The sequence below is a fragment of the Clostridioides sp. ZZV14-6345 genome (assembly GCF_020657775.1).
Taxonomy (GTDB): domain Bacteria; phylum Bacillota; class Clostridia; order Peptostreptococcales; family Peptostreptococcaceae; genus Clostridioides; species Clostridioides difficile_D.
Map to the genome: position 1 here is coordinate 17,999 of NZ_JAGWCX010000039.1, position 21,293 is coordinate 39,291.

General features: G+C 28.7%; 17 protein-coding genes. 1 reads left to right on the forward strand and 16 read right to left on the reverse strand.

The annotated features are described in order from the left end of the window. Positions 1 to 250 precede the first annotated feature (250 nt). Positions 251 to 1,312 (reverse strand): DUF917 family protein, encoded by a 1,062-nt coding sequence (locus tag KGF39_RS11635; protein WP_227822430.1) that lies wholly within the window; start codon positions 1,310 to 1,312, stop codon positions 251 to 253. Positions 1,313 to 1,485: 173 nt separating this feature from the next. On the opposite strand from KGF39_RS11635, the gene KGF39_RS11640 reads away from it, so the two are divergent. Then, positions 1,486 to 2,355: a LysR family transcriptional regulator gene (locus KGF39_RS11640; protein ID WP_227822431.1), complete on the forward strand. Its 870-nt coding sequence runs from the start codon at positions 1,486 to 1,488 to the stop codon at positions 2,353 to 2,355. 111 nt (positions 2,356 to 2,466) lie between these two features. On the opposite strand, the gene KGF39_RS11645 is transcribed toward KGF39_RS11640, so the two are convergent. The 15 genes from KGF39_RS11645 to KGF39_RS11715 all read right to left on the reverse strand — a co-directional run bounded on the left by KGF39_RS11645 (position 2,467) and on the right by KGF39_RS11715 (position 21,033). Beyond that, a complete protein-coding gene (locus tag KGF39_RS11645; protein WP_227822432.1) occupies positions 2,467 to 3,273 on the reverse strand; it encodes a nitrilase-related carbon-nitrogen hydrolase in 807 nt (268 codons plus the stop codon). A 13-nt stretch (positions 3,274 to 3,286) separates the two neighbouring features. Next, entirely contained in the window at positions 3,287 to 4,519 is a 1,233-nt protein-coding gene (locus KGF39_RS11650) for a cytosine permease (RefSeq protein ID WP_227822433.1), read from the reverse strand. A gap of 462 nt (positions 4,520 to 4,981) precedes the next feature. Beyond that, the gene (aspS, locus tag KGF39_RS11655; protein WP_227822434.1) at positions 4,982 to 6,769 is read right to left on the reverse strand and encodes an aspartate--tRNA ligase; all 1,788 of its coding nucleotides are present in this window, start codon (positions 6,767 to 6,769) and stop codon (positions 4,982 to 4,984) included. Positions 6,770 to 6,842: 73 nt separating this feature from the next. Next, entirely contained in the window at positions 6,843 to 8,105 is a 1,263-nt protein-coding gene (hisS, locus tag KGF39_RS11660) for a histidine--tRNA ligase (protein WP_227822435.1), read from the reverse strand. Then, complete coding sequence (locus KGF39_RS11665) at positions 8,095 to 9,654, reverse strand: coproporphyrinogen III oxidase (RefSeq protein WP_227822436.1); 1,560 nt, start codon at positions 9,652 to 9,654, stop codon at positions 8,095 to 8,097. The genes hisS and KGF39_RS11665 overlap by 11 nt, the downstream gene beginning before the upstream one ends. An 89-nt stretch (positions 9,655 to 9,743) precedes the next feature. After that, entirely contained in the window at positions 9,744 to 10,358 is a 615-nt protein-coding gene (locus tag KGF39_RS11670) for an MBL fold metallo-hydrolase (protein WP_227822437.1), read from the reverse strand. 14 nt (positions 10,359 to 10,372) lie between these two features. After that, positions 10,373 to 10,822 carry a D-aminoacyl-tRNA deacylase gene (gene dtd / locus KGF39_RS11675; RefSeq protein ID WP_054274731.1) on the reverse strand — a complete coding sequence of 150 codons (450 nt, stop codon included), beginning with the start codon at positions 10,820 to 10,822 and terminating at the stop codon, positions 10,373 to 10,375. Positions 10,823 to 10,846: 24 nt separating this feature from the next. Then, complete coding sequence (locus KGF39_RS11680; protein ID WP_227822438.1) at positions 10,847 to 13,054, reverse strand: RelA/SpoT family protein; 2,208 nt, start codon at positions 13,052 to 13,054, stop codon at positions 10,847 to 10,849. A 73-nt stretch (positions 13,055 to 13,127) separates the two neighbouring features. Further along, complete coding sequence (locus KGF39_RS11685) at positions 13,128 to 13,640, reverse strand: adenine phosphoribosyltransferase (protein ID WP_054274733.1); 513 nt, start codon at positions 13,638 to 13,640, stop codon at positions 13,128 to 13,130. Positions 13,641 to 13,652: 12 nt separating this feature from the next. After that, positions 13,653 to 16,103 carry a single-stranded-DNA-specific exonuclease RecJ gene (recJ, locus tag KGF39_RS11690; protein ID WP_227822439.1) on the reverse strand — a complete coding sequence of 817 codons (2,451 nt, stop codon included), beginning with the start codon at positions 16,101 to 16,103 and terminating at the stop codon, positions 13,653 to 13,655. Between the two features lie 12 nt (positions 16,104 to 16,115). Beyond that, positions 16,116 to 17,780, reverse strand: a complete 1,665-nt coding sequence (locus KGF39_RS11695; RefSeq protein WP_227822440.1) for an ABC1 kinase family protein — start codon at positions 17,778 to 17,780, stop codon at positions 16,116 to 16,118. Positions 17,781 to 18,077: 297 nt separating this feature from the next. After that, positions 18,078 to 18,575, reverse strand: coding sequence for a gamma carbonic anhydrase family protein (locus tag KGF39_RS11700; protein ID WP_054274736.1), 498 nt, complete (start codon positions 18,573 to 18,575; stop codon positions 18,078 to 18,080). A gap of 28 nt (positions 18,576 to 18,603) precedes the next feature. Further along, positions 18,604 to 19,983 carry a thioether cross-link-forming SCIFF peptide maturase gene (gene scfB, locus KGF39_RS11705; protein ID WP_227822441.1) on the reverse strand — a complete coding sequence of 460 codons (1,380 nt, stop codon included), beginning with the start codon at positions 19,981 to 19,983 and terminating at the stop codon, positions 18,604 to 18,606. Positions 19,984 to 20,277: 294 nt separating this feature from the next. Next, the gene (locus KGF39_RS11710; protein WP_227822442.1) at positions 20,278 to 20,424 is read right to left on the reverse strand and encodes a cyclic lactone autoinducer peptide; all 147 of its coding nucleotides are present in this window, start codon (positions 20,422 to 20,424) and stop codon (positions 20,278 to 20,280) included. 3 nt (positions 20,425 to 20,427) lie between these two features. Then, entirely contained in the window at positions 20,428 to 21,033 is a 606-nt protein-coding gene (locus tag KGF39_RS11715) for an accessory gene regulator ArgB-like protein (protein WP_054274739.1), read from the reverse strand. Positions 21,034 to 21,293: the final 260 nt, after the last annotated feature.

A 21,293-nucleotide genomic window follows, 5' to 3' on the forward strand; every position in this document is an offset into this window, starting at 1 on the left:
TTCATCCTGAGGATTTTCCATTTTTACCTGTTATTGTAACAATATCATAAATGTCTAAAATTTATTTTAACATCATATTTGCTCACCATCCAATTTTAGTTTCTTTTGTTTGTAATTCTCCTTTAATATTTATATTGGCACTAACATTTTATTTATATTTTATAAACTTTTTACTAAATTTTATAAGTTACCTATTTCTTTTTAAATTTAAGTAATTGTAATTATTCAGTCAATTAAACTACTCTATATCCTAATTAAATGCAATTATTTCTTTATTTAATATATCCTCTATATCTTTTAGCAGTTCTTCTTGTTGCATCGTTGTTGAAAGTTTTAAATTCTCTTTGGAAGTTTTTATTAAAATTACCTCTTGCCCTTCTCTAATTTCTGCTGATGTAACAGGCATACTCGTATTTTTATCAAAAGTCATAATTAAATCTGGAAATGTTGCAATTCTGTTATTATCTTTTTCTACTGTCATATACTCATTCCAAAAAGTGACTTCACAACCATTTACAGTCAATTTACCTACATCAAACCCACCTGTAGTCTGTAACTCTAAAGTTTCTATTATCCCTTCTGATACTATCTCTCCATCCAAAAACTCCACAACTTTATTTATTGCTTCATCATTTGATGTTTCCAAACCTAAATAAAATACTTTTCCCAAATCTATTGCATGGCTTATGCCTCCTATCGCAGCATTTTCTTTTACAATAGAAGCTTTTACAGGATTTCTAGCCACTGCCACTAATCCTTCTGCAGCTACAGCATATTGTCTAACAATTACTGAAGTCTTATTTAAAGCCCCCCCTACAAACCCCTCTACATGATTGCCAAGTTCTGGATTTCCTCCAGACACAGCTTGATAAGATTTATATGTTTTATCTCTATGTAATCCAAGACTTCCCATAAGACCTGTTGGATGAGCTCTCCCATTACAAGGAGCATCTATCATTGGTATTTTGAGTACAGAAGATTGGAGCCATCCATTAATCGTTGCACATCCTCCATTTTCATTTGTAATAATACCTTGTACATTCAATCCTAATTTATCAATAAAAATTTTTACTGTATTTATATAATCATTGCTATCAGCGTACTTAAGTGGTGCAGCTGGAGCTCCTACTGCTGATACATTTAAAATAATTGCATCATCATCTAATTTATCTATACCTATTAGTTCTGGAAATCCATATTCTAAGGCATATTCTCCAAGCTCTCTTCCACTTTCCTTTGCTCCTCCGCCTCCTCCACCTAAAATGGTACCTCCTATTAGAGCATACTCCAATATTTCTTTAGTCAACTTCATATTAAAAATCTCCTTATATTAGTTAGATTATGCAAAGTATATTAATAGCTATTTAAATAACTTTTTGATATATTATAGTTTATTATACAAGTTTTGTATTATAATGTATAATATATAATTAATTATTAAGTCTATATAATTCAGGTTATATTAAAAGAGGTGTATTTTATATTATGGATTTATTGCATCTTAAGTATTTTCAAACTGTTGCTAGAATGGAGCACATAACAAAAGCATCACACAAATTAAATATAGCACAACCAGCTTTAAGCAAAACTATCTCTTCCTTAGAAAAAGAACTTGGAGTTCAGTTATTTGATAGAAAAGGAAGATACATTGTCTTAAATGAGTATGGAAGATTGTTTCTAAAAAGAGTAGATAGCATTTTAGATTTAGTAGAAAGTTCAAAAAAGGAGTTACAAGACACTTCTTTAGAAAATACAGGAGAAGTAAAGATATTATCTCCTGCAGCGGCTAATGTGTTACCACCACTTTTGAGTAATTTCAGAAAACTATATCCTAATATTACTTTTAATGTATCACATACTTTGCCGTCATCTTATAAAAAAAGTGATTTTGATTTGTACATATCATCTTCATTTACAAAACTAAATTCAGAAAATAGTATAACTTTAACATGTGAGGAAATATTATTAGGAGTTTCAATAAACCATCCTTTATCATTAAAGGATGAAGTATATCTAAGTGAAGTTTCAGATGAAAACTTTATAGTTATAACGAAGGGTGAGAATTATAGAGAGGTAATCGATATCCTATGTGAATCGGCCAATTTCAAACCCAAAATAGCGTTTGAATCTGATTCACCATATACAATTTATGCTCTTATAAAATCACTTCAAGGAGTTGGATTTATATGTGGAAAGTCATGGGGATTATCTCAAGACCCTGAGATTAAGTTGTTACATATCAAAGACATTGAATTTAAAAGATATTTAAATCTTTCATGGTTTAGTGAAAACTATGAATCTAAAGCTGTGATGTTGTTTAAAAACTTTCTTATCAACTATTTTAAAAATATTTAAATCGAAGTTGATAGTATTAAAGAGGATATATCAAAGTATAATAAATTTAGCCTTAATACTGATACATCCTCTTTCTGTTATTTTATATTGAACTTGTATTATAATATAGAATTATATGTTATAGCTACTTTTTCTATCTTTCAAATATGGAATATCTTCCCTATACCTTTTTATTTCATCTAAATCAATCTCTGATAATACATATTTTTCTCGATATGTATCTAATTGAGTTATTATAGTTCCTCTAGGATTGCATATTTTACTCTTCCCAAACAGTATTAAATTAGAATCATTACTTACTAAGTTTACACCTACTGTATATACAGTATTCTCTAAAGCTCTTTGAGATACATTTAAATCCCACATATCTTCATCCTGTATTCTCCATGCAGATGGTATAAATATTATTTCAGAACCTTTTAATGTCAATTCTCTAGATACTTCTGGAAAACCTGCATCATAACATATCATTACACCAAATCTACCAAAATCAGCATCATATACCTCTACTTTTTCCCCTACTTTAAAGTATACTGCTTCTAATGACCATAGGTGATTTTTACAGTATTCTCCCATAATCTTACCTTTTCTATCAAATATAACTGCTGAATTATAAACATGTGTAGACCCTTTTTCTAAAGTTCCATATGGAGATACAAGATATACATTATTCCTTTTAGCAGCTTCTGACATTGATTCTTCTATGTACTTATTATGTTCTCTTATTAATTCTAATGTTTTAACTCCACCTAAAGACTCTAAATTATATCCTGTAGCAAATAATTCTGGTAAACAAATTATATCTGCCCCTTGTTTTCCTAAATCATCTATCATCTCTACTGCTTTTTCTATATTTTTTTTAACCTCTCCAAGTACACTGTGTTGTTGAATTATACCTATTTTCACCTTACGACCCATATAATTGCCCCCTTTATTTATCTTTGATTCTAAAAAATTTCATTAATATATAATAAATAACCATACTCACTACAATTCCATTTATTGGAGGTATTAAGAAATTTATTTTTGAACTATAATATGATGCTGCAAAACCTATTAACCAGCTTATTACTGCAATCCAATTTATTCCTTCTCTATGCTTATAAGTTCTTCCCTGTATAAAATAATACTCACACCACATAATTCCTGCTATGGCTGGAACTGCAATTCCCAAGAAAGATAAAAATGATTGAAACTTAAATATTATACCAGTAGCTGCTATTATTGTACCTATTAGACCTGCAGCTAAAGTCAAAATATTTCTTTTTACATTCGGAAAAATAGTTTTTAATGCTAATCCACCAGAATAAGCATTTGATACGTTGGTTGACCAAGATGCAAGTATTAAAATAACAAATGCTACCCATCCAAAACCTAAGTTAGCCAATACTTCTGTTATATCCCAAGTAGGTGCTCCCATAGACATTACACCAGCTGCAACTTGCTGGAATAATGAAATAATACCTAGACCTAGAAAACCAATAATCCAAATATCTTTTACTCGTCTAGTGTATCTTAACTGGTCAGGTGATATAATTGCACCAACTATAATAAGACCTACTACAATATTAAGACCTTCAACCATACTCATTGTTGTTTGAGGAGTATAGTTGTAAATAGCTTCGACTCCATAAGTAGAAAAAGCTTTAAAAACCCCCCATACCATTAATATTATAAGTGGTGGTATAACTAAGTAATTAAACTTAGCCATAGCTTTAAAGCCATACAAAGCAAAAACTACCATTAATAATCCAAGTATGACCGTAACTAGTGTTAGATTTACACTTGGGAATATCTTTTGTACTGACAATCCTGCAACTCCTGCTTGTACACCAAACCATCCAAAACTAGTTATACCAAGTAATAGAGATATAAGATACTTTCCTCCTATCTCTCCAAATGCCCCCTTAGCTAATACATATGTATTTAGTCCCTCTTTGTAACCTATATAACCTTGTATCATAATAATTGCAACTAATATTAAGTTCCCTATAATTGATGTAATAATCATATTAGAAAGAGTCATTCCTAAAATTAAAGTTCCCCCAACCATTAGTTCAGATATAGCTATGTTAGAACCAAGCATATTAAATAATGGAGCTAACCATCCAACTCTTTCCTCTTTTGGAACTGGATTTAAAACTAATTCTTCTCTCTCTTGCAATATTATCCCTCCCTTTCTTTATAAAAGAATATTTTCTACTTTTTTCTACTTTTTTTTCACTATTAGTAGAATTTTTCTTTATATAATTGTAATTCTATTCTACAAAAAAGTATAATATCTAGTTTGTTATCAATTTAATATAATTTAAGTTATAGATAGATAAATATTCTAAAATTGTTACTTTAATTTAATCTATTAACACATATATTAGATTTATTTCAAATTTGTTATATATTTTTTAATTAAAGTCGTGTACTCATTACAAAAGTATTTTCTAAAACAATTAAGTTTATGATAAAATTTTTAAATATAGTGTTTTAATTACATTGGATGAGAATACAAGGATAATTTATGAAAATATATAGAGTGAAAATATAAAAATAGTTCTAATAGAAAAAAAGTCTAAATATAAATACACTTTATATCCAGACTTTTTACATTTTAGTTTCTTACAACTACATATTATTCATTATCTTTTATATCAACTTTTATACTTAATTCTTCTAATTGCTCATCTTCTGCTAATGTAGGAGCATTTGTCATAGGACAAACAGCATTTTGATTTTTAGGGAATGCAATGACTTCTCTTATATTATCAGCTCCTGCAAGTAACATAACAAGTCTATCAAGTCCAAAAGCTAGACCAGCATGAGGAGGAGTCCCATATTTAAATGCCTCTAATAAGTAACCAAATTTTTCATTAGCTCTTTCCTCTGTAAAACCAAGTGCTTTAAACATCTTTGACTGGACATCAGAATTTGATATTCTAACACTTCCCCCTCCTATTTCATAACCATTCAATACAATATCATAAGCTTTAGCTCTTAAAGATGCCTTGTCACCTTCTTCTAACTTATCCAAATCTTCATCCATAGGTGATGTAAATGGATGGTGCATTGCTGAGAACTTACCTGTTTCTTCATCTTTCTCAAAAACTGGGAATTCAGTTACCCATAATAGATTATAGACATTTTTATCTAACAGATTAAGTCTGTTTGCCACTTCAAGTCTAACTTGTCCTAAAGCATCAAATACTATTGAATTTTTATCAGCTACAAATAAAAGTAAATCACCTACTTCAGCATTCATTCTTGTAAGTATAGCATTCATTTCCTCTTCATTAAAGAATTTTGCTATTGGAGAAGTTACTCCTTCTTGTCCTACTTTCATCCAAGCAAGACCTTTTGCTCTATATGTCTTAGCATGTTCTTCTAGTGATGATATTTGTTTTCTAGTAAAGTCGTCAGCTTTGCCTTTTACGTTTATACCTCTAACACTTTTTCCTGGTTGTGTAGCATCAGCAAACACTTTAAACCCACAATTACAAACAACATCAGATATGTCTGTTAATTCATATCCAAATCTAGTATCTGGCTTATCTGAACCATATCTAGCCATAGCTTCTGCATAAGTCATCTTAGGAAGTGGAAGTGTCAATTCTACATCTAAAACTTCTTTAAATATCACTTCAAGCAAACCTTCAATCATACTCATAACATCTTCTTGCTCAACAAAAGACATTTCACAGTCTATTTGTGTAAACTCTGGTTGTCTATCTGCTCTTAAGTCTTCATCTCTAAAACATTTAACTATTTGGAAATATCTATCCATACCACTCACCATTAACAACTGTTTATATAATTGTGGTGATTGTGGTAATGCATAAAATTTTCCTGGATTAACTCTACTTGGTACAAGATAATCTCTTGCTCCTTCTGGTGTTGGAGCTATTAAAAATGGCGTTTCTATTTCGCAAAATCTATTATTTGATAAGTAATTTCTTGTAATATTCATTACTTTATGTCTTAATTTTAAATTTCTCTGCATAGATGGTTTTCTTAAATCTAAGTATCTATATTTTAATCTTAGTGCTTCAGAAACATCATCATCATCTTTTATATAAATAGGTGGAGTTTCTGACTTGTTTAAAAGTCTAAGTTCAGTTGCAAATATTTCTATATCTCCAGTTGGCATATTAGGGTTTTTAGATTGTCTTTCGCATACTTTTCCTTTTACAGCTATTACAAATTCAGCCCCTAATTTTTCAGCTTTTTCAAAAGCTTCTTTATCTACATCTGTATCAAAAACTATTTGACATAATCCACTTGTATCTCTTAAGTCAACAAATACAAGACCACCTAAATTTCTTTTTTTCTGTACCCATCCCATAAGTACAACTTCTTCATTTATGTTTTTTTCTCTCAACTCTCCACAGTAGTGAGTTCTCTTTAAACCATTTAAAGTTTCCAAGATACTACCTCCATTTTATTTAATTTTAATGCTATATATTTATCTAATACACAAAACATCATACTTTCCTATTTTACAGCTTTTGCTTTAATTCTTCAACTAATGTACTTAATTTTACAATAGTTTGCTCTGATGTTTTCATGTTTTTTAATGTTGCAGTGTCGTTTTTAAGTTCATCATCGCCAATTACTATTGTAAATTTTGAATTTATTTTATCTGAATATTTAAATTGTGCTTTGACACTTCTCTCTATATGGTCTTTATCTGCACTTATATGATTTTTTCTCAGTTCTTTTAATAGTTTAAAGCTTTTTGTATTTGCTTCTTCACCTATTGTTACTATAAATATATCTGTAGACTGTGGATTTTCTATTTCAATTCCACTGCTTTCAAGCGTAAGTAAAAGTCTTTCGACACCTAATGCAAATCCAATTCCGCTTATCCCTTTTGGACCTCCTAGTTGCTCAACAAGACCATCATATCTGCCACCACCACATACAGTACTTTGTGCACCTATATCATTAGATATAATTTCAAAAGCAGTTTTTCTATAGTAATCCAAACCTCTAACTATTGTTTTATCAATTACAAAATTTATATCCATTTCCTTTAAGTATTCTTGAAGTTTATCAAAGTGAACTTTACAATCATCACACAAATGGTCTGCAATAAATGGTATATCTTTGATATTTTCTTTACATGTAGGGTTTTTACAGTCTATAACCCTCATTGGATTTTTTTCTCTTCTCTCATTACAAGTCTCACACAATATATCTGCTTTTGAGTCAAGATATTCTTTTAATAAAGCATTGTACTCTTTTCTACAAACTGGACAACCAACTGAATTTATACTTACTACCAAATCATTTAATCCAACTTCATTAAAAAATTGAACAGCCAGTGCAATTATTTCAGCATCCATTGAAGGCGTATCACTTCCAAGTGACTCTATACCAAATTGATGAAATTGTCTTTGTCTACCAGCTTGTGGTCTCTCATATCTAAAACAAGGTGTAACATAAAATAGTTTAGTTGGTTGAGTATCTGCGTATAGTTTATTCTCAATAAATGCTCTAACTGCACCAGCTGTACCTTCTGGCTTTAGAGTAATTTCTCTATCACCTTTATCTTTAAAAGAATACATCTCTTTTTGAACTATGTCTGTGGTATCTCCAACACTTCTCTTAAAAAGTTCAGTATGTTCAAATATAGGTGTTACCATTTCTTCATATCCATATAAAGCACATATTTCTCTAAATTTATTTTCTACATAACGCCATTTATAAGCCTCTTTTGGAGTTATGTCTTTAGTTCCTCTAGGAGCTTTAGTCAACATTTTTATATACCTCTTCTTTCTTCCTTTTTATCATTTCATCTACTCTTTCAATGTATTGTTCAACATTTTTTACATTTTCTACTCTTTCAATTCTATCTTCATCTACATAAACAAATTTTGATATAGCACCTGCACCCAAAGCATAGTTACTTTGTTTTTCCTCCATAATTTGTATATTGTAAATACACTCATATCCTTCTTTAGCATAACCTATATTTTCTAAGTTACCTAGCATATGTTTTTGTCTGTACATATAATATGGATTAAGTCCCATATCCTTAGCATATTTCATTGATAAATCTATCATTTTTATCATTTCTTCATACTGAGTTAAATGTTCTTTGTACTTATCCATATTTATATTTAGGTTAGAAGCTCTTTTTATAGCTAATGTATGAACTGTAAGACTTTCAGGAGAAAGCTTTTTTATTTCCTCTAATGTATTTCTTACCATGTCTAAGTCTTCATCTATAAGTCCTAAAATTATATCCATATTTATATTGTCAAATCCCATATTTCGAGCCATAATAAAACAATCTACTAAATCAGAAACTTTATGTTCTCTTCCAATTTTAACTAAAGTCTCATCATTCATAGTTTGAGGATTTATACTAATTCTACTTACATTGTGTTTTTTTAATACACTTAATTTTTCTTTGGTAATAGTATCTGGTCTACCTGCTTCTACTGTAAACTCTTTAATTTTGCTTAAATCCAATTCTCTAAATAGAGCATTTATAAGTAAATCCAATTCTTCCTCATCAAGTGTAGTAGGAGTTCCTCCACCGATATATAGAGTTTCAATTTCTTTATTAGTCTCCTTAATAATCTTGGCAAACCCCTTAATTTCTTCAATCAATTTATAAACATACTCTCTTTTCAAATGCCCAAATTGCTTTAAGGAATTTGAAGGAAATGAACAATATACACATCTAGTTGGACAAAATGGAATACTTACATAAAGAGAAATTTTATTTTTATCTATAGGATACATAAACACTCGCTCTCTTTTAGCTATTTCAAGAGCTAAATCTATTTTCTCATCTATTATAAAATAATTATTTTTTAGAATGGCTCTTATACTATTATCATCTAGCTTTTTATCCATTAGATTGTGGACAATTTTGACTGGTCTAATACCAGTCAAAATTCCCCATGGTACATAAGAATTAAATATTTGTTTAAGCACTATAAATATGCTTTTTTTGATACTTTCTTTACACAGCTTTTTAAAATTTCTCTTACTTTCTTTATCTAACCTATTCAGAAATTCTTCAATAGTTTTACTATCATCAAATTCATCTAAAAATTCAAGGTTCATATTTTCTATATTTTGTATTGATTCATACTTTAAGTTTCCATTTTCATAATACTCCGTACTTGAATACAATATCTCATTATCATAAATCAATCTATTTATTAAATGCTTTGACTCCACATAATTACTACTATCATTAAAATCATTAAACTTAAATTCACTAGTAAACAATTTTATAAGCTCTGCTACTTCATACTTATAATCATGTCCTTTTAAAAAAACATACAACATCAACTTAACTCCTTCTATTTAACAGTAGAAGAACTCCATTACTAATGTAGTTATTAAATATCTTATATTTTTTTAATACTAATATAAAATTACATGTAAGGATTTGTCTTCTTTTCAACTCCTAGAGTACTAGTTGGTCCATGTCCAGGATATACTCTAACAGCATCTTCATATTTACATAATTTCTTAAGTGATTTTTCCATTTGATGAAAGTCTCCACTATACAAATCAGTTCTACCAATACTTCCAGCAAACAAAGTATCTCCTGTGAACATTTCATCTTCAACTCTTATACACATACATCCTTGTGTATGTCCTGGAGTATGCAAGAAAGTCATTTTTAATTCACCAATCTCAAGCTTGTCTTTATCATTCACATAGATATCTGCATCAAACTCTTGTGCTCCACATCTCATTGTATAGCTTAGATTTTTATTTTTGTCATTTAATAATTCTTTTTCATCAATATGTGCAACTACTTTAGCACCAGTTTTTTCTTTAATATCTTTAACATATCCTATATGGTCTCCATGTCCATGAGTAAGGATTATATATTCGATATTTAATTCATTTTCTTTTACAAAACTTAATATATCTACTAAACTTCCACCTGGGTCTATAACTGCACATTTTTTAGTATTTTCATCACCTAATACATAAGTATTTACTCCAAAATAACTATCTACAAATTTTTTTATAACCATTAAAGTTTTCCCCCTTAAAAAGATTTACTTGAGTCTAATAGTATTGTTACTGGACCATCATTAGTTAATTCTACCATCATATGAGCTGCAAATTGACCTGTCCCAACTGTTATACCTTTATCTTTTGCCTTTTTTACAAACTCTTCATAAAGATTATTTGCAAGTTCTGGTCTAGCTGCATTACTAAATCCAGGTCTTCTTCCTTTTCTACAATCTCCATATAAAGTAAATTGAGATACTACTAAAAGCTCTCCACCTATATCCATTAGAGATAAATTCATCTTGTCATTTTCATCTTCAAAAATTCTTAAATTCAATATTTTGTCAATCATATAATCTACATCACTTGATTTATCATCATGAGTCACTCCTAACAATACTAGTAACCCCTTATTTATTTGACCTATAGTGTTTTCATCTACTGTAACCTTAGATGAAGATACTCTCTGTACTACTGCTCTCATAGCTTCCTCCCTATTATTTTAACTCTAATTTGTCATTCTATAAATACTTTCTACACCAGGAATTGCTTTTAATTTTTTCATTAGAATTTTTAATTCCTCTGTGTCATTAACTTCTACAAGTAAATTTATACTTACAATACTATCCTTACCTTTTCTTGCATTTATTCCATTTAAACTAAGTTTATCCATCGCAACAATATGGGTTATTTCATTAACAATTCCTCTTCTATCAACAGCTTTTATTTGAATCTCTGCTTCAAATTTACCTTTTCCTGCTGAACTCCATGAAACTTCCACCAATCTATTTTGAAAGAAATCTCCATTATTGTTTGCATTTGGGCAATCCGCTCTGTGTATAGCTACTCCCCTACCCTTAGTAATATATCCTACAATTTCATCTCCTGGAAGAGGATTACAACACTTAGCAAATCTTACTAAAATATTGTCAAGTCCTTTTACTATAATCCCTTGTGAGGCATTTTTCTTTCTCTTTTTACTGTATTCTGTTTCACTTATATTGTGTTTATTCAAATCTTCTTCTTGTATCTGCTGTTCTTTTTTAGCTTTTTTAACTTCTCTTAAGTATAGGTCTTTTACTTTAGATACAACTTGAGATGACATTATACCACCATAACCTACAGTAGCAACTAAATCCTCAACACTTGGCTGATTAAATTTCTTTGCAACTAATGCCATATATTTTTCAATAAGAGGGTCTTTTTGTGGTATATCATGCTTCTTAAATTCTCTTTCTAATATTGTATTTCCACGGTCAACATTTTCTTCTCTTCTTTCTTTTTTAAAAAATTGTCTAATTCTACTCTTTGCGTTTGGTGTCTTCACTATATTAAGCCAATCTCTACTTGGTCCATTAGAATTAGATGATGTAAGCACTTCAACAATATTACCATTTTGAAGCTTATAATCAATAGGAACTATTCTTCCATCAATTTTAGCTCCTACGCATTTATTCCCTACATTTGTATGAACTCTATATGCAAAATCTATAGGTGTTGATTCTGCTGGTAATTCAATTACGTCTCCTTTTGGAGTAAATACGTAAACCTGACTATTAAATACATCTTCTTTAAGTGCATCCATAAATTCTTGTGGGTCTTTTAAATCTTTTTCCCACTCCATCATCTGTCTCAACCACTGAAGTTTTTCTTCAACCTTTGATTCTTTACTAGAGATACCTTCTTTATATTTCCAATGGGCTGCGATACCATTTTCAGCTATATTATGCATCTCATGAGTCCTTATCTGTATCTCTAAAGGTTCTCCATCAGGCCCTACAACGGTAGTGTGCAATGATTGGTACATATTTGGTTTTGGCATTGCTATATAATCTTTAAATCTGCCTGGAATAGGCCTCCATAATGTATGAACTATACCAAGTACTGCATAACAATCCTTTACATTATCTACTAATATCCTTACTGCTGTTAAATCAAAAATCTCTTCAAAAGTCTTGTGTTTTTTTTGCATCTTTCTATAAATGCTGTAAAAATGCTTTGGTCTACCATATACATCACATGGTATACTTAAATCTTTAAACTTATCTTTAAGAAGTTCAACAATGCCTTGTATATAATCCTCTCTTTGACTTCTCTTCATTGAAACTTTATTAACTAAATCATAATACCCTTCTGGATCCATAAACCTTAATGCTCTATCTTCTAATTCCCACTTTATCTTAGAAATCCCTAATCTATGGGCTATACCTCCATAAATTTCAAGTGTCTCTTTTGCTTTATATTTTGCTTTTTCTGGAGGCATGTATTTTAATGTTCTCATATTGTGCAATCTATCAGCAAGTTTTATAAGTATAACCCTTATATCTTTTGCCATTGCCAAAAACATTTTTCTTAAGTTTTCAGATTGAGTTTCTTCTTTTGAACGATATTTTATTTGACCAAGCTTTGTTACTCCATCAACTAAATCCGCTACTTCTTTGCCAAATTCTTTTTTTATGTCTTCATAGGTATATTCCGTATCTTCTACAACATCATGTAATAAACCTGCTGTTATAGTTTCAATATCTAATTCCATCTCTATTAAAATATTTGCAACTGCTAATGGATGAATAAAGTATGGTTCCCCAGATTTTCTATATTGTCCCTCATGCGCTTTTTTTGCAAGATTATAGGCTTTTTCAACCATTTCAAAATTTGCATTAGGTGCATAAACTTTTATTTTTTCAATTATTTCTTGTAATTCTTTATCATGCATATAACCACCTATTTTATATAAAATTTTAATATATATGAAAATAGTTGGTGCTATACCAACTATTGTAAAAGTACTAGTATTTTATAAGAGAATTAACATCATAGTTAGATAACTTTTTTCTCCCATTTAAGAATTCTAGTTCAATCAAAAATTGCATAGAAACTACTTCTCCACCTAGTTTTTCCACAAGCTTAGCAGCAGCTTCCATAGTTCCACCAGTAGCCAATAAATCGTCTACTATTGCCACTTTTTGACCTTTTTTAATTGCATCTTTATGTATTTCTAAAGTATCCGTACCATACTCTAATCCATACTCATAACTCTCAACTTCACCTGGTAATTTTCCAGGTTTTCTAATTGGAACAAATCCTACTCCTAGAGCATATGCTACAGGTGTACCCATCAAAAACCCTCTCGCTTCTGGCCCTATTACTAAATCTACACCTTTATTTTTTAATTCTTCAACTATAGAATCTACTGCATATTTAAATGCCTCTCCATCTTTAAATAGAGTTGTAACATCTTTAAAATCTATACCTGGCTTTGGGAAATCATCAATGTTCCTTATAAAGTTTTTTAAATCCATGGGAAACGCCTCCTAATAACTGCTATTGTATTGTTTTTCTAAATTTTTTAGATTATTGAGTATTAAACTCTCATTTAAGTCTAATTTTTTCTGTGGTTTTGGCAATATTCTTATGAGTACAGAATTTTTTTCATAATTTAAGTTAAAGTCAAGTAAATTTAATTCTCTAAACACATTTAATATCGTAAAAAACTTTAATGGAATTACATTAAAAGTTCCCTTTATATTTACCATATCCAAATCAATTTCTTTTTTTATGAGTGCTTGTTTATAAATTGTTATAAATTCATCTCTTGATGGAACTATATTACTAACTACATTCTTTAAATATAATAGGTCTGTTTTATTATAATATTTTATAATTTCACTTTCTTCTCTTTTATTCTCATATATATACGAATATTCGCCTTTATTGTATAAATAATCATAAAGAATAATATTATTATATCTTTTTAAATCTATTTTATCAATATTAGGAGAAAATATAAGCTCTAATTTATCAGTATTTTTGCTAACATCTTCAATAATATTGTAATTTATGTTAAAATCCAAATCTATAAGTGATATATCTGATATTGCTCTATAAAATCCATTTATAGAATTAGATATTATCAACGTATCTCTTTCAAAATAATCAAATATATTTATATTTGTATTTCCATCAAATAATTCAAAATCAGATACAGATATATTATACAAGCTTTGTGTATCTTTTGGTATTATTTTTGACATTAATTTCAATGAAAGTTTGTCATTACTTGCATTTTTAGGTCGAGCTAATCGGATATCTTTAAGTAAGAATTGTACTTTCCTATTTCCCATATAGTTATTTTCATCTAATTGGAACAATACATCTACTTTATCTCCTACTCTATACAGTGATTTTAAATGACTCATATTAAATCCTATACATTCATAGCTTTTTTCTTTTTCTATACTTAATTTTAGATGTTGTTGATTTTTACCTATAATTTTTAAGTCTTTTAAAGTATAATTTCTAACTATAAACCTAGGATTTGGATTATTTAATCCAAAAGGTTCTAACTTATGTAATTCTTCTACAAGATTTAAATTTATTACATTTTCTTGTAATTCAAATTCAACATTTACATTTTCTATCATATCATCTTCAGTTAAATTATAATCTGCAAACTTATTTATTTCATCAGCTAAAACTTCAACCTTATCTGAACTTAAGGATAATCCTGCAGCTTGTTCATGACCACCAAACTTGTTCATTAAATCTTTACACTTTACAAGAGCTTCAAATACATTAAATCCTTTTATCGACCTTGCTGAACCAGTAGCTTCTCCATGTTCTATACCTAAAAGAATTGTTGGTTTGTAGTATTTTTCAGTTAACTTTGATGCTACAATTCCAATTATTCCATGTTGCCAACCTTCTTTAGCTAAAACCAACACTTTATCATCATTATATCTGCTATTAGACTTTAACATTTCCTCAGCTTCATGGTACATCTTAGCTTCTATCATCTGTCTTTCATTATTTTTTTCTTCTAATATATTAGCTATTTCTACAGCCTCTTCTTGCGATTGAGTAGTAAACAGTTCTACTCCTAAGTAAGAATATCCCAATCGGCCTGAAGCATTTATCCTAGGACCTATTGCAAAACCTATATGAGAAGAACCTATTTTATCGCTTTCTACACCACAAACTTTTATAAGTTCTCTTAATCCAATATTTTTGCCTTCTTTCATTGATTTTAAACCATTTTTTACAATTATTCTGTTTTCATCTATAAGTGGAACAATATCACAAATAGTTGCCAAGGTTACTATTTCTAAATAATCATACATGCTAGTTTTAAATTCTTCTTTTGGAGTCAAGGCTTGAATCATTTTAAATGCTACACCACATCCACATAACGAATCAAATGGATAATTACAATCTTCTTGTTTTGGATTTATAACTGCAAAAGCCGATGGAATTTCATTTTGACATTCATGATGGTCTGTAATTATAATATCTATACCCAAATTATTCGCTATATTGACCTCAGATACTGAAGTAATTCCACAGTCAACACTTATAATCAAGTCACATCCCCTAGAGCTTATAAGCTTAATAGCATCTTCATTTATACCATACCCTTCTTCTAATCTATTAGGAATATAGTAATCAACATGATAACCTATACTCTTAAAATATAAACATAAGATAGAAGTAGATGACACACCATCAACATCATAATCTCCATAAATCCAAATTTTTTCGTTCTTCTCAATAGCTGACTTTATTCTATCAACAGCTTTTTGCATATCTTTCATCAAGAAAGGGTCTCTTAAGTAATCTAAAGATGGATTCATAAATATTTCTGAATCTTTTTCAGTACATATCCCTCTATTTTTTAAAATTTGGCAGATTTCCGGGGAAATATTAAGTTTTTTACTAAATTCACTTTCTTCTATCTTCCCTTTATATTTTAATATCCATTTTTTCAAATTTAATTCCCCCTAATCTTTTTTGTATTTTGACCTAATACTTCTTATAACTAAGCAAAGACCTATTATAAAAGAGATAAAGAAACCTGCTATTGCAGTAAACTTTATCCATATATTATTTTCTATATTTGGAGATGCAATTATAAGAGAAGAACCTACTATAATCGATGCCAACACCAAACTCAGAGATATTTGAGACGTTAACTCTAGTATACAATTTTCTAATCTTGTCATTTTAACATCTTCAATTTGCATTTTTATGTTATTTCTTTCTATATTTTTTAAAATTGCTTTTAATTGCTTTGGAATAGTTTTTACATCTAGTAATATTTCTTCTACATTTTGTCTTGAATTTAAAATAACATTTTTAGGGTTAAACTTATTCTTATAATGATGTTTCATAAACTCTTTTCCCATAGAGCCAAAAGAAAAATCTGTATTTAAAGTTCTGCTTGTTCCTTCTAATGTTATGACAGTCTTGGCAAGAGTTACAAATTGTGCAGGCATGACTATTTTGTACTGTCTAAAAAATCTAAATAGTTCATTTAATATATCTGTTACATTTATTTTTTCTATAGAAATATCATAGTAGTAATGTATTAGATAAAGTAAATCTTGTCGAAGCCCTTTAATATATGCCTCTCCATTTAATGCATCCATTTCTATCAATAAATATATTATCTTGTCAACATTCTTTTCTACACCTGCTAGTGCAATCTCATTTAATTGGTTTAAAGTTTTATTATCAATAATTCCAATCATTCCGAAATCTATATATGCTATCTTGTTTTTAGCAACTACGAATATATTACCTGGATGTGGGTCTGCATGAAAAAAACCATGAGATAATACCTGTGTAAAAAAAGACCTAACTCCTATTTCAACAATAGTTTTTGTATTATAACCTAGCCTCTTTATTTTTTCTACATCACTTAACTTTGTGCCATTAACTTTCTCCATTACTAAAATTTTCTTAGTATTATATTCTGGGTATATTTTAGGTATATATACTTCATCACTATTTTTAAATATCCTAGAGAATTTAGTTGCATTTATGGCTTCAAAAGTGTAATCAAGTTCCCTCATTAATTGAGTTTGAAACTCTTCAATCATTTGTACTAAATCTAAGTTAAAGTCTTTTTTTAAATCTTTTAAAGTATTTGCAATCGTTCTAAGAATCTCTAAATCAGATTTTATTATTTTCTCTATATTGGGCTTTTGAATTTTTACAATTACTTCTTCCCCAGTTCTAAGTACACCCTCATAAACTTGACCAATTGAAGCAGCTGCTATTGGTTCTTCTTTAAACTCTAAGAATACTTCTTCTATACTTAACCCCACTTCTTCTTTAAATATCTCAATAGCTATATTTGAGTCAAATTTCTCTACATCATCTCTAAGTTTTGATATTTCATCAATTATATCTTGGTCTAGTAAGTCTTTTCTTGTACTTAATATCTGTCCTATTTTTATATATGTAGGCCCTAATTCTTCTAAAACTCTTTTTATTCTCTCACCAGTTGTCATGTTTTTTATTTCTTCTGGTGGGTCAAACAGAGGTATTTTATAGGCAATTCCTTCTATATTTAATCTTTCTACAATAAAACTAAAACCATACTTTATTAAAACATATCCGATTTCTCTATATCGCTTTAAATTTCTATAACTTATTCTCAAATTTTTTCACTCCTAAAATAGGTATACTCAAAAACTTACACCTTAATTTATCGTATATGACATTATTTTACCAATTGATATTCTAATATCTTATATCCTCTTTAATATTTAATTTTATCACACATACTAGCAATTTTATTAAAATTATTTAGCATAGTTAATTTTTATTTTTGACATTCTATACTTATTTTAATCAGACACTTTTTGAAAACTAAAATATCGACCAAATTTAATAAAATAAATTAGTGGTTGCCTCAAAACAGATTTAAATATGTTTTGAAACAACCACTCTCTAATTTAATATTTTTGATTTTGTGCTGCTTCTAGATACCATTTGTAGGATTCATCAATATATCTTTTATCTTCTTCTGTAAGTTCTCTAACAACTTTTCCAGGAGAACCCATTATTAAAACACCTGGTGGAAACTTCTTATTAGATGTAATTAATGTACCTGCTCCTATCAAAGTATATTCTCCTATTTCAGCATTATCCAATATTATTGAACCCATGCCAATTAACACATTATCGCTAATTTTGCAACCATGGACTATTGACCTATGTCCAACTGTCACATTGTTACCAATTATAGTTTCCGTATCTCCATGCACTATAGAACAATCTTGTATATTAGTATTTTCTCCAATAGTTATTGGTCCTTCATCTCCTCTAACTACTGCATTATACCATACACTTGAATCTTTACCTATTTTAACATTTCCAATTACATCTGCTGACTTTGCCACAAATACACTTTCATCAATTAAAGGCTTATCTTCTAAATAATCTCTAATCATATATAAACAACTCCTTTAAAGTATAAATTTAGTTAGTTGCTCCTTCTAACATCAACTTAGCTTGTATCATTATAGAACACTCTGTACGTTTTCTTTGCATTTCACAGCCTAATTCATATGGTTTTGATATGTCATTATTAAAGTTTATCGCATTTGCATGACATCCACCTGAACAGTAAAACTTATTCCAACATTGTTTACACTCTTCTTTAGTGTATACATGAGCTTCTCTAAACATATTTTTTAAGTTTTCTGGAAGTACGATTTCTTCATCAAATATATTTGCCATTTTAAATTCTTCATTTCCAACAAATTGATGGCATGGATAAATATCTCCACTTGGTGTTACAGAAAGATACTCATTTCCAGCCCCACATCCAATTATTCTCTTTATTACACATGGTCCTTGATTTAAATCTACCATAAAATGGAAAAATTTAAATCCATCTCCTTGTAATTGTCTATCTGCATACTCTACAGCAAACCTTTCGTACTCTTCAAATATTTTAGGTAAATCTTCTTCTCTAAGTGCATATGGATTACTCTCATCTCCAACGACTGGCTCTATAGATGTTAATTTAAATCCTAAATCTGCAAAATGCATAACATCTTTAGAAAAATCTAAATTATCTCTCGTAAAAGTTCCTCTTATATAGTAATATTTATCTTTTGCTCTTTTTTCCACAAGTTTCTTAAATCGTGGTAATGTAATATCATAACTTCCTTTATCATTTAAAGTTGGTCTCATATTATCATTAATTTCTTTTCTTCCATCTAAACTTAAAACTACATTATGCATATTTTCATTTATATAATCTATAATTTCATCATTTAACAGTACACCATTCGTAGTTATTGTAAATCTTATATTTTTATTATAATCTTTTTCAATACTTCTTCCATAATCAACCAATTGTTTTACAACTTCAAAATTCATCAAAGGCTCTCCACCAAAGAAATCTATCTCTAAATTCTTTCTACTGCCTGAATTAGCAATCAAATAGTCAATTGCTGCCTTACCTACCTCAAAACTCATAAGTTCTTTTTCTCCTCCAAAATCACCTTGAGCTGCAAAACAATACTTACATTTTAAATTACAATCATGGGCTACATTTAAACATAAAGCTTTTACCACAGGCTCTCTATTTACAAAACTTGGATGATATTGATATGTATCTTCTGTATATAAAAGACCTTCTTTTTCTAAATTTGATATTTCTTTATATGCTTCATTTATTTGTTCTTCTTGATATTTTGATTTTAATACCTCTAATATTTCTTCTTTACTTTTTTCTTTATAAAAATCTAATAAGTCGTATGCAACATCATCTAGCACATGAACAGCTCCACCATTCACATCTAAAACGATATTATATCCATTCATAGAAAATTTATGTATCATACTCATAACCTACCTCCTAAATTACTATCTATACTAAAGTTTTTTATTATTTTAATTAAACTTTACCCTTCATTATATCATAAGTTTACCTAAAATACATACAATACAAAAATGACTTACTGCTCGTAAGTCATTTCATTGAATACACTATATCCCCCTAAATTAGCGCACTAATATATTATCAAATAAGTATTAGGCTCCTATAAAATAAATTTTGTACCTGATTTTATATGATTTTTATTTTATTAAAATATAATAATTTCTTTTTTATAATAATTTTGTATAAATAATTGCTTGTATTTAATTTATCTTTTTTAAATTACTAATTGCTTCAGGTACCTTAGGCTGATGTATAATCCATGGACAAGTACTATTAGCTGACAAGACAGCAGTACTAAGTGCTAATGAACTAGCAAACTGCATAAATTTTACAATACACTTCTTCATAACTTAATTCTCCCTCATACATATTTTACTTATATTTTTAGCTTTTAATTTACCTAATACTAACATTATAAAAATCCAAAACATAGCAAATGCACTATATGTGAAATAATCTACAAAGATATTCAAAGAAAAGCTTAAAACTGTCATTAATAACACTACTGTAGATATAAACATAGCAATTTTTTTGTAAACTGATTTTTCTCTATCATTTATAGGATTACTTCTATGTTCTATTGGACATAGAATACAAATTCCAACCCAACTGATACTAGCAATAATCGCAATGATATTTTTAAATAAGTCTATATTTAGATTTTCTATAATTAATATTGTAGATAAAATTATGAAAACAAAGGTTAATAGACATCTAAAATAGTTGTCTGCATGATACCCTCCTGAAAATTGTCTTATTGGACAGTAACACATTAAAAAAAATAATATATATGTAAATTTACCAAATAAAAAACCTATAAACATCATGGTGGTTATATTAATTATAAAAGCTATTAATATTTCAAATCCATAAGAATAGACTTTAGATTCATTATTATCTATCACATTATTACAAATTAGAACAGATGTCATTTTATCAGCATATCTCTTAAACATTTTTACCTCCAAAAAAATTTTACGTATATAGAATACATTCTTTTTTGAGAAAATTCAATATATTTTACAAAACTAGTTATTAAAATTGTAAAACTGGTAAAAAAAAGACCTATATAAATTTCTGAGTATTACTTATATAATAAAAAAATTATAATAAAGCAGTTTTCCCAAGCTTTATACGAATGAGGGTGTCTCAAAATGGAATTTTTGGTTCATGATGCTCTCTGTTTTGTATGAAATCAAATATATTTTCATCATTT